The sequence below is a fragment of the Pseudomonas sp. SDT291_1_S447 genome (assembly GCF_054070155.1).
The window spans coordinates 19,610-35,810 of sequence record NZ_JBSVXS010000055.1 but is presented as its reverse complement, the minus strand read 5'-3'; the positions used below and the strand labels follow the sequence as shown (position 1 = coordinate 35,810).

Below are 16,201 nucleotides of genomic sequence, written 5' to 3'. Positions count from 1 at the left end.
TCCGTCGATGCAAATATGTCTGACACACCGCTATCGCGAGCAGGCTCACTCCTAAAGGGGATTTGTGCATGTTTCGAAGATCGGGTTCATAACAACAATAAAAATCGCTGCATCAGAGGCCCACTGCCATGGCCGCACCTGCCCCGCCGCTGTCCCACGACGCGATCGTCCAGACTTCCTGGCAACGTTGCCGCGCGTTCGGTCTCGACCACCAAAGCACGCCAGCCTTCGATCAACTGCCTGCCGCCGGCATCGCGCAGTTGCTCGACAGCCATCATTCACTGGTGCAGACCACGCACCAGGAAGTCCTGCCCTATTACGAAAACATCCTGAGCAACTCCAACTGCCTGATCATGCTCGCCGACAATCAAGGCCAGGTGCTGACCTCGTGGGGCACGCAGCGCTTTATCGAGCCGAATCTGGCCCGGGGTTTTCAGGCTGGGGCGAGCTGGATGGAGCGCTGCAGCGGCACCAATGCGATCGGCACGGCACTGGCCTGCGAGCAAGCGGTGCATATCGAACACGATGAACATTTTCTGAAAGCCAACCGCTTCATGACCGGTTCCGCCGCGCCGATTTTCGACGCCGAACGAAAGGTCATTGCGGTGCTTGATGTCTCCAGCGACAGCTATCTGCCGCCCTCGCACACCTTGGGCATGGTCAAGATGATGAGCCAGACCGTGGAGAACCGGCTGATCCTCAACCTGTTCCATGGCCAGCATTTTCAACTGACTTTCAACACCGGGTTGAACAACCTCGACAGTCAGTGGGCGGGGTTGTTGATCTTTGATGAGAGTGGTCAGGTGCTGTCGGCCAATCGCCGTGCGGACAATTTGCTCGGTGTGCGCTTGTCGCGGGTAAGTGTTGAAAGTCTGTTCAAGGTGTCGCTGCTGGAGTTGATCAATCAGCCGGACGGGTTGCCGTTTGCCTTGCAGACCTCCGGGCGTAACCGTTTTCAGTGTTTGTTGAAGCGGCCGAAGCAGGCGTCGATTCAGCCGCGCGTGTTTGCTGCTGAACCGAAAACCGCCGCGCCCACTGCCATCAGCCTTAACACTCTGCACTTCGGCGACAGTCGCGTGGAGAAAGCCGTGCGGCAGGCAGAGCGTTTGCTGGAGAAAGACATTCCGCTGCTGATCCATGGCGAAACCGGGGTCGGCAAGGAAGTCTTCGTCAAAGCCCTGCACCAGGCCAGCTCGCGTAGCAAACAGGCGTTCATTGCCGTTAATTGCGCGGCGATCCCCGCCGAACTGGTCGAGTCCGAGTTATTCGGCTACGAGAAAGGCGCGTTCACCGGCGCCAATCAGAAAGGCAGCATCGGGCTGATTCGCAAGGCTGATAAAGGCACGCTGTTCCTTGATGAAATTGGCGATATGCCGCTGTCGACTCAGGCGCGGTTGTTGCGGGTGTTGCAGGAGCGTTGTGTGCAGCCGGTGGGCAGTAGCGATTTGTTCCCGGTGGATTTGCGGATTATCTCGGCGACTAACCGTTCGTTGCGCGAGCAAGTGCAATTGGGCCGGTTTCGTGAGGATTTGTATTACCGCATTGGTGGCCTGACGCTGGAGCTGCCGCCATTACGCGAGCGCAGTGACAAGGAGGCGTTGTTTAAACGACTGTGGGAGCAACATCGTGAGCCGACGCAATGGGCGGGATTGAGTCAGGAGGTGCTGGAGTTGTTCAGCCGTCATCCTTGGCCGGGGAATTTGCGTCAGGTGAGTAGCGTGATGCAGGTGGCGTTGGCGATGGCTGAGGAGCAGCCGGTGAGGCTTGAGCATTTGCCGGATGATTTTTTTTTGGATCTGGAGATGGAGCCGGTGGAGAGCGCGGCGCCGTTGGGGGTTGATTTGAATGATGTCGAGGCGTTGAACCGGGAGTTGAAAGCGGCTGGGGGGAATATTTCTCATCTGGCACGTAGACTTGGGGTGAGCCGCAATACTCTCTACAAGCGGTTGCGGCAGATTGAAGGTTGAGTCAACCGCCCTTCCCCTCACCCCAGCCCTCTCCCCCCGGAGAGGGAGCTGACCGAGGTGTCTGGCCTTGTACATCGACCTGAAAAAACCAGTCGATTATGGATTCAAAGCATCACGTTCAAGTCGCTGTATCTCGTGAACATCCCCCAATCAGTCCCCTCTCCTGGAGAGAGAGGGAGCCGACCGAGGTGTCTGGCGCTGGACATCGACCTGAAACATCGTGGCGATTATGGATTCGGCGCAAATTGCTCAGGTCGGCGTATCTCGTGAGAATTCCCCATTCAGTCCCCTCTCCTGCGGGAGAGGGTTAGGGTGAGGGCGAAAATTCCGGCTCGACATGCACAGCCGAAGCCGCCTCCAATGTGCGCAACCCGACCAGCACAACAACCACCATCATGATCCCCGCACCAATGGCGACGCCAAACCCCGCCCGCGCGCCCCACGCATCAATCACCAACCCCGCCAGCATGCCGCCCAGAGCAACGCCAATGCTGATACCGGTGGTCATCCACGTCAGCCCTTCAGTAATCCGCGACGGCGGGATAATGATCGTCCCCATTTTCATCACCACGACCATCGTCGGCGCAAACGAGATGCCGGCGATAAACAGCGCCGCTGTCAGCACATAAACATCCGTTGCAAAAACAGGCAAAACGCCGGTGAACGCCGTGACCAATATCCCGATCAGGAACTGTTTTTCGATCGCCAGCGAAACCCTCATCGCACCAAACGTCAGGCCCGCCACCAGTGAACCGAAGGCATAGGCGGCGAGGATGAAAGTCGCCGACGCAGGCCAGCCTTGCGCATTGGCGAACGCCACGACGGCGACATCGATTGCTCCACCAATGACACCCATCGCCAACAACGCGAGGACAATGGTGCGAACCCCGGGAATCAGCAGGGTCGAGCCGCTATGGCTGGCGTGGCCCGCGACAACTTTGGGTTCGGTCTGGCGTTGCAGCAGAAACGCCGTGACCCCAACGGCTAGCAGCCCGACCGCGACAAGGGGCCCCGCTTCGGCGAAAAAACTCACACTCAAACCGATCGCCAACGGCGGGCCGACGATGTAGGCCATTTCGGTGAGGACGGTGTCCAGCGAGAACGCCGTGTGCAACTGCGGCTTGCCCCGGAACAACTGCGTCCACCGTGCGCGGATCATCGACGGCATGCTCGGCATCGTCCCCGCCAGTGCTGCCAGTACAAAGAACACCGCGGCGGGCGCTCTCAGGTAAACGGCGGTGATCAGCGCCAGCAGCATGGCAATGCTGAACGCGGTGACGATGGGCAGTACGCGACTCTGGCCATGTTGATCGACCAGTCTCGAGATGTGCGGGCCAAGCAGCGCATTGGCCAGGGTGAACGTCCCGGCGACGGCACCGGCCAGCCAGTAAACCCCGGTTTGCTGCACCAGCATGGTGATGATGCCAATGCCGATCATTGCCTGCGGCAAGCGTGCGATGGAACTCGCGAGCACTAGCCCGGTGGCACCGGGGGTCGTTAGCAGTTCGCGGTAGTGATTGGCCATGGTGTTTCCCTTCGATAATCGTCGCCGCTCAGCATCCGGCTGAACGCGTTGCCGACATCAAGACCTACGCGAACGCCAAAAGCAACCCTCACCCCAGCCCTCTCCCGGGGGGAGAGGGAGCTGACCGAGGTGTCTGACGTGATGCAGCGACATGAAAAAACCAGTCGATTATGGATTCGGTGCAGCACGTTCGGGTCGGCGTATTACTTGAGCATCCCCCATTCGGTCCCCTCTCCCTCTGGGAGAGGGTTAGGGTGAGGGGCTTTTCTCGCAGCCAAACAAAAACCCGCACAAGGCGGGTTTTGTCTGTAACAGGTACGGCTCTCAGTCAGCCAGACGCCAGGTAGTCCCACCCTTGCCGTCTTCCAACACAACGCCCATTGCCGTCAGCTGATCACGAATCCGATCCGACTCAGCCCAATCCTTACCCGCCCGCGCCGCCAGACGCGCCGCAATCAGTGCATCAACCTCTGCCGCATCAACACGCCCTTCAGCGCCCGCCTGCAGGAAGTCATCCGCCTCCAACTGCAACACACCCAGCACGCTCGCCAGCTCTTTCAGACGTGCCGCCAGACCCGCCGCCGCATCGAGATCGCTCTCACGCAGACGGTTGATCTCACGCACCATCTCGAACAGCACGGCACAAGCTTCCGGCGTACCGAAGTCGTCGTTCATTACCGTGGTGAAACGTTCAACAAACGCTTCGCCGCCCGCAGGCGCCACCGTCGGCAGGCCTTTCAACGCGTGGTAGAAACGCTCGAGTGCGCCCTTGGCGTCCTTGAGGTTGTCTTCCGAGTAGTTGATCGCGCTGCGGTAGTGGCTCGACACCAGCAGGTAACGCACGACTTCCGGGTGGTACTTTTCCAGCACGTCGCGAATGGTGAAGAAGTTGTTCAAGGACTTGGACATCTTCTCGCCATTGATGCGAATCATGCCGCAATGCATCCACGCGTTGGCGTAGGTCTTGCCGGTGGCCGCTTCGCTCTGGGCGATTTCGTTTTCATGGTGCGGGAACTCGAGGTCGCTGCCGCCGCCATGAATGTCGAAGGTTTCGCCGAGGCAGCAGGTGGACATCACCGAGCACTCGATGTGCCAGCCCGGACGCCCGGCGCCCCATGGCGACTCCCAGCTCGGCTCGCCCGGTTTGGCGGCTTTCCACAGCACGAAGTCGAGTGGGTCCTGTTTCGACTCGTCGACTTCGATGCGCGCGCCGATGCGCAGTTCTTCGATTTTCTTGCGCGACAGCTTGCCGTAACCCATGAACTTGGCAACGCGGTAGTACACGTCGCCATTGCCCGGGGCGTAGGCGTAGCCCTTGTCGATCAAGGTCTGGATCATCGCGTGCATGCCCGGAATGTGATCCGTGGCGCGCGGTTCCATGTCCGGCTTCTTGATGTTCAGGCGCGCTTCGTCTTCGTGCATCGCGGCGATCATGCGCTCGGTCAACGCTTCGAACGATTCACCGTTCTCGTTGGCGCGGTTGATGATCTTGTCGTCGATGTCGGTGATGTTGCGCACGTAGGTCAGGTCGTAACCGCTGAACCGCAACCAGCGGGTCACCAGGTCGAACGCGACCATGCTGCGGCCGTGGCCGAGGTGGCAGTAGTCGTACACGGTCATCCCGCAGACGTACATGCGCACCTTATTGCCATCCAGCGGCTTGAAAACTTCTTTGCTCTTGGTGAGCGTGTTGTAGATCGTTAGCACGTTAAATCCCTTGAATCACTGGCCCCACGAATCACGCAGGGTCACAGTACGGTTGAATACCGGCTGACCTGGTTTCGAGTCCTTCAAATCGGCAACGAAGTAGCCTTCGCGCTCGAACTGGAAACGGTCTTCCGGCTGTGCATTGCCAAGCGATGGCTCAGCACGACAACCGGTGAGTACCTGCAGCGAATCAGGGTTGATGTTGTCGAGGAAACTCGCGCTGTCTTCAGCCTTATCAGGGTTGGCCGAACGGAACAGACGATCGTACAGACGCACTTCGCACTCGACGCTGGCCGCGGCCGGCACCCAGTGGATCACGCCCTTGACCTTGCGGCCCTCCGGGTTCTTGCCGAGGGTTTCCGGATCGTACGAGCAACGCAGTTCGACGATGTTGCCATCGGCGTCCTTGATCGCTTCGTCGGCACGGATCACGTAGCTGCCGCGCAGACGCACTTCACCGGCCGGCTCCAGGCGCTTGTAGCCCTTTGGCGGCTCTTCCATGAAGTCGTCACGGTCGATGTAGATTTCCCGGGCGAATGGCAGTGCGCGCACGCCCATGTCTTCTTTCGGGTGGCGCGGCAGTTCGAGGTTCTCGACCTGACCTTCCGGGTAGTTGGTGATCACGACTTTCAGCGGACGCAGCACGCACATGGCGCGCGGTGCGGTGTGATCGAGGTCGTCACGGATGCTGAATTCGAGCATGCCGAAGTCGACCACGCCGTCGGAACGGTTGGTGCCGATCATTTCGCAGAAGTTGCGGATCGATTTCGGCGTGTAGCCACGGCGGCGGAAGCCCGACAGCGTGGACATGCGCGGATCGTCCCAGCCATTGACGTGCTTTTCATCGACCAGCTGCTTGAGCTTGCGCTTGCTGGTGATGGTGTAGTTGAGGTTCAGACGGCTGAACTCGTACTGACGCGGGTGCGCCGGTACTGGCAACGCGTCGAGGAACCACTCGTACAGCGGACGATGGCTTTCGAATTCCAGGGTGCAGATCGAGTGGGTGATGCCTTCGATGGCGTCCGACTGACCGTGGGTGAAGTCGTAGTTCGGGTAGATGCACCACTTGTCGCCAGTCTGGTGGTGATGGGCGTGACGGATGCGATACATGATCGGGTCGCGCAGGTTCATGTTCGGCGAGGCCATGTCGATCTTCGCACGCAGCACGCGGGCGCCGTCGGCGAACTCACCGGCGCGCATACGGGCAAACCAGTCGAGGTTTTCTTCTACCGAACGGTCGCGGAACGGGCTGTTCTTGCCCGGTTCGGTCAGGCTGCCACGGTATTCCTTGGCCTGCTCGGGGGTCAGGTCGTCAACGTAGGCCTTGCCGGCCTTGATCAGCTCGACGGCCCAGTCGTGCAACTGGTCGAAATACTGCGAGGCGTAGCGCACTTCCCCGGACCACTCGAAGCCCAGCCATTTGACGTCGCTTTCGATTGCGTCGATGTATTCCTGGTCTTCCTTGGCCGGGTTGGTGTCGTCGAAACGCAGGTGCGTGACGCCGCCGAACTCTTGGGCCAGGCCGAAGTTCACGCAGATCGACTTGGCGTGGCCGATGTGCAGGTAGCCGTTGGGCTCCGGCGGGAAACGGGTGACGATCTGGGTGTGCTTGCCCGAGTCCAGGTCTGCCTGGATGATCGGCCGCAGGAAATTGACCGGCACGGCAGGGCCGGACTTGGCATTCGAGGTAGGGTCGACAGTGGGCTTGCTCATAGGATCCTTGACTTACATGTGCGCGGCCGCAGAGGGGGCCAGACAAAACAAAGCCGCTATCATAGCCGATGCTGTCAAGGGGCTGACAGAGCACGGCCTATAAAGGAGCGCATTTAATCGCAGGGATTTGGAAAAACAGCCTCGAAATTCGCGCCTGTCACGCTAAACTGCGCACCTTGGCCCACGGGCTGAACCGGTAACGGGCGCAAATGTCCCATTGCCCACGAATTCCTTATAAAACGCTTCATTGAAAAAGAGCACCGATCATGACTCAAGTTAAATTGACCACCAATCATGGCGACATCGTCATCGAACTGAACGCTGAAAAGGCGCCGATCACCGTCGCCAACTTCATCGAGTACGTCAACGCCGGTCACTACGAAAACACCGTTTTCCACCGCGTCATCGGTAACTTCATGATCCAGGGCGGCGGTTTCGAGCCAGGCATGAAAGAAAAGAAAGACAAGCGTCCAAGCATCCAGAACGAAGCTGACAACGGTCTTTCCAACGACAAATACACCGTTGCCATGGCCCGCACCATGGAGCCGCATTCGGCTTCGGCGCAGTTCTTCATCAACGTTGCCGACAACACCTTCCTCAACCACAGCGGCAAGAACGTGCAAGGCTGGGGCTACGCAGTATTCGGTAAAGTGACCGCCGGCACCGACGTTGTCGACAAGATCAAAGGCGTGTCGACCACTTCCAAGGCCGGCCACCAGGACGTACCAGCAGACGACGTGATCATCGAGAAAGCCGAGATCATCGAAGCGTGATATTGCTGATTTCAGACTTGCATCTGGAAGAGGAGCGCCCGGACATTACCCGGGCGTTTCTGGATTTGCTCGCCGGACGCGCCCGCTCGGCGAGTGCGTTGTACATTCTTGGCGACTTCTTCGAAGCGTGGATTGGCGACGACGCCATGACGCCCTTCCAGCGTTCCATCTGCCAGGCCCTGCGCGAATTGAGCGACAGCGGCACGGCGATTTTTCTGATGCACGGCAATCGCGACTTCATGCTCGGCAAGGCCTTCTGCAAGCAGGCCGGCTGTACGTTGTTGAAGGACCCGAGTGTCGTGCAGTTTTACGGCGAGCCGGTGCTGTTGATGCACGGCGACAGCCTGTGCACCCGCGACGTCGGCTATATGAAGCTGCGGCGCTATCTGCGTAATCCGATCACGCTGTTTATCCTGCGCAACCTGCCGTTGAGCAGCCGCCACAAACTGGCGCGCAAGCTGCGCAGCGAGAGCAAGGCGCAGACCCGGATGAAGGCCAATGACATTGTCGATGTCACGCCGGAAGAGATTCCGCGGATCATGCAGGAATACGGGGTGAAAACCCTGATTCACGGGCACACCCATCGGCCGGCGATTCACAAGTTGCAGCTTGGTGAACAAGCGGCGAAGCGGATTGTGTTGGGGGATTGGGATCGGCAGGGTTGGGCGTTGCAGGTAGATGAGAGCGGGTATGCCTTGGCACCGTTCGACTTCACCCCGCCGCTGGCTTTGCCGCACGGCTGAAGATCGCTACCCCCTCACCCCAGCCCTCTCCCCCAAGGGGGCGAGGGGGAAAGGGAGCCGATCTTCATGCTGTTCAAACCTGAGTTCGACTCACGATCTCAAATCATGCTTTACCCAACCGGAGCTCAACTCGGTAGCTCAGGTCGGCGTACCTCGAAAGAAAACCTCGGTCAGTCCCCTCTCCCTCCGGGAGAGGGTTAGGGTGAGGGGCTTTTGACCTCAGTGCCCGGAAGCAGCAGGCCCTGCCTTCGCGGCAAACGGCGGTTTCGCCAGCCACACAATCAGAATCAACCCCATAAACCCCCAGCCCAACAACGTGAAGTAATCCACGGTGGACAGCATGTACGCCTGACTGGTCAAAATCTGATCCATCTGCGCATACGCCGATTGGCTCGCCCCGCCCAAATGATTCAAGGTCTCCCGGGTCGCCGGTTCAAAGGTACTGATGCTTTCGCTCATATACGCATGATGCTGATCCGCCCGACGAATCCAGATCCACGTGGTCAGCGACGCCGCAAAGCTACCGCCCAACGTCCGCAGGAAAGTCGCCAGACCGGCACCATCGGCAATCTGACTCGGCGGCAAGTCCGACATCAGAATGCTCAAGGTCGGCATAAAGAACAGCGCCACACCAATGCCCATGAACAACTGCACCAACGCGATGTGCTGGAAGTCCACCTCATTGGTGAACCCTGCGCGCATAAAGCAGCTCAAGCCAATCGCCAGAAACGCCAGCCCGGCCAGTAAACGCAGGTCGAACTTGTTCGCGTACTTGCCGACAAACGGCGACAGCAGCACCGGCAGAATGCCGATCGGCGCCACGGCCAGACCGGCCCAGGTCGCGGTGTAGCCCATTTGCGTCTGCAACCACTGCGGCAGGATCAGGTTGATGCCAAAGAACCCGGCGTAACCCAGCACCAACACCAACGTGCCGATGCGGAAGTTACGGTGCGCAAACAATCGCAGGTTGACCACCGGATGCTGATCGGTCATTTCCCAGATAACAAACACCGCCAGCGCGATCACCGAAATCGCCGCGCCGATGATGATGAAGTTCGACTCGAACCAATCCAGGTCATTGCCCTTGTCGAGGATCACCTGCAACGCGCCAACACCAATGATCAGCGTAATCAGGCCGACGTAATCCATCGGCTGACGGCTGGTTTCCACCGGACGTTTGGCCAGTTGCGAACGCACCACCATCACCGCAAAGATGCCGATCGGTACGTTGATAAAGAAGATCCATGGCCAGCTGTAGCTGTCGGTAATCCAGCCACCAAGAATCGGCCCGGCAATCGGCGCAACCACCGTGACCATCGCCAGCAACGCCAGGGCCATACCTCGCCTGGCCGGCGGATAGACCGCGATCAACAGGGTTTGCGTCATCGGGTACAACGGCCCGGCAACCAGACCTTGCAGCACGCGGAAGCCGATCAGTTCCGGCATCGACGTCGAGATACCGCAGAGAAACGAGGCCAGCACAAACAGAATGGTGGCCCAGAGAAACAGCTTCACCTCGCCGAAACGGCGGCTGAGCCAGCCGGTCAGTGGCAGCGCAATCGCGTTGCTCACGGCGAACGAGGTGATCACCCAGGTGCCCTGCTCCGAACTCACCCCGAGGTTGCCGGAAATCGTCGGCAGCGCCACGTTGGCGATGGTGGTGTCGAGCACTTGCATGAACGTCGCCAGCGACAGGCCGATGGTGCTGAGCAACAGGCTGGGCGGCGTGAAAGAGGCGTTATTGCTCATTGTGAATCCTATGAAACCAGGTTGACGCCGCCCTCTTGTGGGAGCGAGCTTGCTCGCGAAGGCGGCCTGTCAGACAAATCAATGCTGAATGACACACCGCTTTCGCGAGCAAGCTCGCTCCCACAGGGTCAGGGTCGATATCAGCGTTGCGCGGTTTTGCTGACCGCAGCGCTGTTGTCGTGGATCAGCTGCGCAATCATCGCGTCGGCTTCAGCCAGTTGGCGGTCGTAGACGTTGGTGCTGAACGACGCTTTCTGCGGTGGCTGCTGTGCGAGCACCGGGCCGCTCTGGTCGTGCAGGTTCACTTCAACATTGGTCGACAGACCGACGCGCAGCGGGTGCTTGGCCAGTTCTTCGGCGTTGATGTGGATACGCACCGGCACACGCTGGACGATCTTGATCCAGTTACCGGTGGCGTTCTGCGCTGGCAGCAAGGCAAACGCGCTACCGGTACCGGCGCCGAGGCTGTCGACGGTGCCGCTGTACTTCACGTCGCTGCCGTAGATATCGGATTCGATGTCGACCGGCTGACCGATGCGCATGTCACGCAGTTGGGTTTCCTTGAAGTTGGCGTCGATCCACAGCTGATCCAGCGGAATCACTGCCATCAACGCAGTGCCCGGCTGCACGCGCTGACCGAGCTGCACGGTGCGTTTGGCCACGTAACCGGTGACCGGCGCGATCAAGGTGCTGCGGGCATTGGTCAGGTAGGCCTGACGCAGGTCGGCGGCGGCGGACATCACATCCGGATGCGACGACACCACGGTGTCATCGACCAGCGCGCTGGTGGTTTTCAACTGCTGTTTGGCGTTGGCCAGGGCGTTTTGCGCCGAGGTCAGGTCGTCGCGAGCGTGGGACAGTTCTTCCTGGGAAATCGCCCCGCCCTGCGCGAGGTTTTTCCGCCGGTTGTAGTTGTCCTGGGCTTTCTGCACCTCGGCCTGTTGCGCGTTGACCTGGGCTTTCATGCCATCAACATTGCTGTACAAGCCGCGCACCTGACGCACGGTGCGCGCCAGTTTCGCCTGCGCACTTTGCAGGCCGACTTCAGCGTCGTTCGGGTCGAAGTTGATCAGCACCTGACCTTCGTGAACCAGATCACCGTCATCAGCACCGATGCTGACCACGGTCCCAGTCACCAGCGGGGTGATTTCGACAACGTTGCCGTTGACGTAGGCGTCGTCGGTGCTTTCGTTAAAGCGCCCGATGAATTCGTGATACGCCCAGACGCCGGCGCAGGCGAGTGCAACCACAACGGCCAGCACCAGCAGCATGACTTTGCGCTTGCGCGGGTTGCCGGTGTCCGGGGTGTTGCCTTGAGCTTGGGTGTTTTCGGCAGTGGCCATGACAATTACCTTGAATTAGTTGTGCGGCGTGGCTGGGCTGGCGTTGGCTGCGGTCAGGGTTTGCCCCTGGAAGCCGCCGCCCAGCGCTTGCATCAGTTGAATCGACAGGTCGATCTGCTCGGCATTGAGGTTGGCCAGTTGACGCTGGGCCTGCAGCAATTGCTGCTCGATGCTGAGCACGTCCAGGTAGTTGCCGATGCCGGAACCGTAACGCTGGACGACGGTGTTGTAAGAATCCTGAGCGATGTCGGTGGCGTGTTGCTGCGCACCGATCTGCCGGCCGATGTCACGCAACTGGTTGATCGTGTCGCTGACATCGCCCAGTGCTTTCACCAGACTTTTGTTGTACTGCGCCACCGCCAGGTCGTAATCGGCGTCGCGCGCATCGAGGTTTGCGCGCAGGCGTCCACCGTCGAAGATCGGCACCGAAATGGTCGGGGCAATGTTGAAGAAGCGACTGGCCGAACCGAACATCGCGTCACCCAACAAGGACTCGGCACCGGCCGAAGCGGTGAGGTTCAGGTTGGGATAGAAGCGGGTTTTCGCCGAGTCGATGTCTTTGCTCGCCGCTTCGACGCGCCAGCGCGCAGCGACCAGATCCGGGCGACGGCCGAGCAGTTCCGCCGGCAACACCGACGGCACAGCGACAGCGCTGGCTTGCAGGACTTTCGGTCGGGCGATTTCGTTGCCGCGATCCGGGCCTTTGCCGAGCAGTACGGCCAAGGCGATCTTGGCGCTGTTCAAGCGTTTTTCTGCGTCGATCAGGCTGGCTTCGGAACTGGCTTCCAGACTCTGGGTTTGCTGGAACTGGTACTGGCTGTCGATCCCGGAACTGAGGCGACGCTGGCTCAGGTCGAGCATCTGCTTGGTGCGTTTGAGGTCTTCGTTGGCCAGGTCATAAACGATGTGCGCCTGACCGAGATCGCTGTAAGCGCGAGCGACGTCGGCGGCGAGTGTCAGTTGTGCAGCCTGACGATCGACCTCAGCGGCGCGAGCCTGGCCCAGTGCGGCTTCCCACGCATCACGCTGGCCGCCCCAGAGGTCGAAGTTGTAATTGAAACCGGCGCTGACGTTACGCACGGTGGCGTAGGCATCGCCCTGCCCCAACGGGTCCTGATCCTTGGCCAGACGCGAGCGGCTGATGCCGGCGCTGGCGTCGAGGGTCGGATAACGCTCGGCATCGGCGGCATACGCGGCGGCGTTGGCCTGATGGGCGCGCGCTTCGGCGATCTGCATGTCCGGGCTGTCGTGCAGGGCTTCGCGGATCAAACCGTCGAGTTGCGGATCGCCGAGGCTGCTCCACCAGTCGCTCTTCGGCCACGCGGCCGGCGACAGGGTCACGCCGGTGAGGGATTGGCTGGCGTTGAGGCTTTTCGCATCAAGGCTTTTGCCTTGAGTGTCGAGGCCGCTGTAGTTGGCGCAGCCGGCGAGGATCATCGCCGACAGCACTAGGGTCAGGCTGCTGCGCAAGGTTTTACCGCTCATTGTGTTCACCTAAGCGCTGGATGGTGATCGGGTCACCGGCTGCCAGCAGGATTTTCTTGAGGATGTATTCCAGGGTTTTCAACTCGTCCGGAGTGACGGCGCCGGCCAGTTCATTCATCGCGTCGGCGCCGATGTGCGGCAGGCGATCGGCCAGTTGCTGGCCTTGTTCGGTCAGCTTGAGTTGCACCTGACGGCGATCGCCTTCGCTGCGCTGGCGAGCGAGGAAGCCTTTCTGCTCCAGACGATCAAGCATGCGTGTCATCGAACCGCTGTCGAGCGACAGATGCCGGCACAGCTCGGCCGGAGTGTCGACGCCGAACTGGGCCATGATGATCAACACCTTGAACTGCGCGGCGGTGATGCCGTGGGGTTCCATGTGGGTGTCGATGATCCGGTCCTTGAGCAGCGCAGCACGGCCAAGCAACAGGCCGAGATGGCAATGTTTGAATTCGTCCGGGGTGAAATGCTTCATTTGCTCACCTAATAACTGCCTAGGCAGTGAATGTATGTCGAGATGTTACTGCCTAGGCAGCGAATGTCAACGCAATAGTTAGGTTGCTTTGCAATTAGTTGACCAATGGACTGGGTTTTTGTGTTGCACAGGCGGACGCCATCGCTGGCAAGCCAGCTCCCACAGGGTCCGTTTCGTACACAATATTCATGTACGACAGAGGAACCTGTGGGAGCTGGCTTGCCAGCGATTGGAGCGACTCGGTGTGAAGCCGGTCAGGAATCGTCGGAAGGCTGCGCAGGTGGCGGCTGCACCGGATGTACCTCACGCCCCCGCAAGGCAGTCGCCACATACCCAAACGCACGCTTGGTCACCGCATAAATGCTGTGCCAGCCCGGCGGTGCCGGCTCGATGGCGGCATGCAACGCTCGCGCATAGTCGAGCACCAGTCCGGGCGTCCAGGCCATCGCCTCGGCGCGTTTGCGCACTTGCGCGGCAACCCAGAACTCGGGGCTGAAGATGACCCGGGCGAAATCCAGCATGCTCGAATGCCCCCGGTTCATCGCCCCTTCCAAGGCCGCTTCGAGGCTATGGGCGACAGCACTGGAACAATTGCGACTGGTCAGGTTGTACGTGCTGTTCTGCCGATACTCCCTCCAGAACGCATGCAATCGCCGGGCGTCGTAGTGAGCAAAACTGACCTGCACCGAAGACGGGCACCAGTCCGCCACCTCGCCGGCATAGTCAGGCAAAAACCTGCCGGCAACATCGTTGTTCGGCGTCGCCCGAAGCAAGCGCACGAAATCCCCCGCCGAACGATCGATGTCGTCCTGCGGGTAATGGCTGATGTAAATGTCCGGGCCACATTCCAGCGCCGCATGGCCGGCGGAGATCACGCCGTTGACGTCGACGGCTGCGATGTAGCGGTTGAGCAGGCGATTGCGCACCAGGGTGTCGTCGACGGTGCCGCTGGGGGTCCAGACGTGAATCACCATCGCGTCACTGCTGGTCGGCGCACTCACTGCAGCAGGACTCGTCAGCGGCAGCTGGTTTTTGAAGCGCACGGCTTGCCGCAACAAGGCGCAACCGGTCAGGAAAAGGCTCATGCCAATGCAAAACGGCACCGTGCCCTTGTACAGCGTCGGATACGGCTCAAGGATAAACACGCCAAAGCCGATTTCGAACAACCCCGCCAGCAGCGACACTTGCCAACCGACAAAGCGCACCACCAGCGCCGCCGCCAACCGAAAACCGCCATCGAGCAAAAAAGCCCCGCCAAACAGCACCGCCAAAATCAGCCCGGCAGCGTGTTGCCGGTCGACGATCAGCAGCCCCAGCAAGAGAAAAGCCAGTCCGCGCGCTCTGCGCAGGGCCGCTGCGGTCCCGGCTTGCGGTGCCGGCACCAGCAGCAGGATCAGCGCTTCGAGCAACAACAGATAGCCGAAGAGATGCAGCGGGAAATACAAAACCCCGTCCAGCGCATCAATGAAGATGCCCACTCCGGCCGCGCCCCAGACGATGCCCGTCAGCGCCAGCGCCGACCAACGCTTGCGGACAAAGTCGTGACCGAGCAAGACCATACTCAAGCGGACCATATGACCTCTCTGCTGCACCGGGGCCGCACAACCAGCACGGATTTCAGGCTGTGCTGAGTCTAATACATCGCCGCGTTTGCGCAGGCGCGGGAACGTGTTCTAAGAATCGCCTGATGTCCATCGGTATACAGCGTGTTTAACGTACGCCGCTCTTTGGCCGACACGTATAGCCCTTTTCATGAAGCGAATAACTCTGCAGCGCCCCCTGCTCACTCTTGCCGCAGCGACGTTGCTGACCTGCGCGGCGGACGCGATGGCGGCGAATTGTAGCTTCAACGGTTCCCCTTCCACGCAAACGCTCAGTTACGGCGGCAGCCTGGCCAATGGCGGCCTTACCATCCCCGCCGACACACCGGATGGCACGGTGGTTTATCAGGAAACCGCACAGCAATCGAACTCGCACAGTTGGTCGTGCAATGCGAGCTCGTTCTACGGAATAGCGGTCAATCCCGCGTTTGGCACCCCGACCAGTACCGTAAGGACCTTCCCGCTGGGCAAGACCGGGCTGTCGTTCCGTATCTGGATGGGTATGCTGGATCGCTATGAGCCCTCGCTCTTTTCGGTCGCCCCGAAAGGCTACGGCGTCGCGTCAGGCTCGATTCGCCTGGAAATCGTCAAGTCAGGCCCGTTGGCGGCGCAGATCACGATACCGGCCGGCAACCTGGCCAGCCTGAAAGCCGGCGAGCTGATTCTGAATAACTTCAATCTGGCCAATGCGCTGGTGTTGAATGCAGCCTCCTGCCAGACCCCTTCCGTCCCGGTCGCGATGGGCGATGACTATCAACTCCAGGAGTTTAGCGACGCGGGCGCCAAACCCCGCACCGTGCGCTTCGACATTGCCCTGAATCAGTGCCAGACCGGCATCAAGAAAGTCACCTATTCACTCAAAGCCACCACGCCCGTCATCGACGCGACCAAGGGCATCGTCGCGCTCAATAGCACCTCCACCGCCAGCGGCATTGGCCTGCAATTGATGAACGATGTCGGGCAGCCGATCGCATTCGATACCACCTACCCGTTCAACGCCTTCACCACCACCGGCACCGATTTCAAGATCCCGTTTACCGCCGCGTACTACCGTCTGCCCACGGGCGAACTCAAGGCCGGCAGCGCCAACACCGAGGTCACCTTCATCGTCAACTACCTCTAG

The 16,201-nt window shown here is 60.1% G+C and carries 12 protein-coding genes; 4 read left to right on the top strand and 8 right to left on the bottom strand.

The features are described 5' to 3' along the window. Nucleotides 1-128 precede the first annotated feature (128 nt). Nucleotides 129-1,967 carry a sigma-54-dependent Fis family transcriptional regulator gene (locus tag ACW9IR_RS17615; protein WP_102901285.1) on the top strand — a complete coding sequence of 613 codons (1,839 nt, stop codon included), beginning with the start codon at nucleotides 129-131 and terminating at the stop codon, nucleotides 1,965-1,967. 307 nt (nucleotides 1,968-2,274) lie between these two features. Here the strand turns inward: ACW9IR_RS17615 and ACW9IR_RS17610 are convergent, their stop codons facing one another. From ACW9IR_RS17610 to ACW9IR_RS17600, 3 genes are all read right to left on the bottom strand, one after another. After that, a complete protein-coding gene (locus ACW9IR_RS17610) occupies nucleotides 2,275-3,492 on the bottom strand; it encodes an MFS transporter (protein ID WP_457464426.1) in 1,218 nt (405 codons plus the stop codon). 324 nt (nucleotides 3,493-3,816) lie between these two features. Further along, nucleotides 3,817-5,199, bottom strand: coding sequence for a cysteine--tRNA ligase (gene cysS, locus ACW9IR_RS17605; RefSeq protein WP_457464424.1), 1,383 nt, complete (start codon nucleotides 5,197-5,199; stop codon nucleotides 3,817-3,819). Between the two features lie 15 nt (nucleotides 5,200-5,214). Next, nucleotides 5,215-6,912, bottom strand: a complete 1,698-nt coding sequence (locus ACW9IR_RS17600) for a glutamine--tRNA ligase/YqeY domain fusion protein (RefSeq protein ID WP_457464422.1) — start codon at nucleotides 6,910-6,912, stop codon at nucleotides 5,215-5,217. A gap of 266 nt (nucleotides 6,913-7,178) precedes the next feature. Here ACW9IR_RS17600 and ACW9IR_RS17595 point away from each other — a divergent pair, with 266 nt between their 5' ends. Both ACW9IR_RS17595 and lpxH read left to right on the top strand, forming a co-directional pair. Continuing rightward, on the top strand, nucleotides 7,179-7,685 hold the full coding sequence (locus tag ACW9IR_RS17595; protein WP_093434208.1) for a peptidylprolyl isomerase: 507 nt from the start codon (nucleotides 7,179-7,181) through the stop codon (nucleotides 7,683-7,685). Further along, nucleotides 7,682-8,428 carry a UDP-2,3-diacylglucosamine diphosphatase gene (gene lpxH, locus ACW9IR_RS17590; protein ID WP_457464420.1) on the top strand — a complete coding sequence of 249 codons (747 nt, stop codon included), beginning with the start codon at nucleotides 7,682-7,684 and terminating at the stop codon, nucleotides 8,426-8,428. The genes ACW9IR_RS17595 and lpxH overlap by 4 nt, the downstream gene beginning before the upstream one ends. A gap of 219 nt (nucleotides 8,429-8,647) precedes the next feature. On the opposite strand, the gene ACW9IR_RS17585 is transcribed toward lpxH, so the two are convergent. The 5 genes from ACW9IR_RS17585 to ACW9IR_RS17565 form a co-directional block, all read right to left on the bottom strand. Next, nucleotides 8,648-10,177, bottom strand: coding sequence for a DHA2 family efflux MFS transporter permease subunit (locus tag ACW9IR_RS17585; protein WP_166224055.1), 1,530 nt, complete (start codon nucleotides 10,175-10,177; stop codon nucleotides 8,648-8,650). 140 nt (nucleotides 10,178-10,317) lie between these two features. Continuing rightward, the gene (locus tag ACW9IR_RS17580; RefSeq protein ID WP_008082123.1) at nucleotides 10,318-11,520 is read right to left on the bottom strand and encodes an HlyD family secretion protein; all 1,203 of its coding nucleotides are present in this window, start codon (nucleotides 11,518-11,520) and stop codon (nucleotides 10,318-10,320) included. 15 nt (nucleotides 11,521-11,535) lie between these two features. Beyond that, nucleotides 11,536-13,005: an efflux transporter outer membrane subunit gene (locus ACW9IR_RS17575; protein ID WP_102901280.1), complete on the bottom strand. Its 1,470-nt coding sequence runs from the start codon at nucleotides 13,003-13,005 to the stop codon at nucleotides 11,536-11,538. Next, complete coding sequence (locus ACW9IR_RS17570; RefSeq protein ID WP_077573642.1) at nucleotides 12,995-13,477, bottom strand: MarR family winged helix-turn-helix transcriptional regulator; 483 nt, start codon at nucleotides 13,475-13,477, stop codon at nucleotides 12,995-12,997. The genes ACW9IR_RS17575 and ACW9IR_RS17570 overlap by 11 nt, the downstream gene beginning before the upstream one ends. A 254-nt stretch (nucleotides 13,478-13,731) precedes the next feature. Continuing rightward, nucleotides 13,732-15,051 (bottom strand): DUF308 domain-containing protein, encoded by a 1,320-nt coding sequence (locus ACW9IR_RS17565; protein WP_102901279.1) that lies wholly within the window; start codon nucleotides 15,049-15,051, stop codon nucleotides 13,732-13,734. Between the two features lie 178 nt (nucleotides 15,052-15,229). Here ACW9IR_RS17565 and ACW9IR_RS17560 point away from each other — a divergent pair, with 178 nt between their 5' ends. Next, nucleotides 15,230-16,201 carry a fimbrial protein gene (locus ACW9IR_RS17560; protein ID WP_102901278.1) on the top strand — a complete coding sequence of 324 codons (972 nt, stop codon included), beginning with the start codon at nucleotides 15,230-15,232 and terminating at the stop codon, nucleotides 16,199-16,201.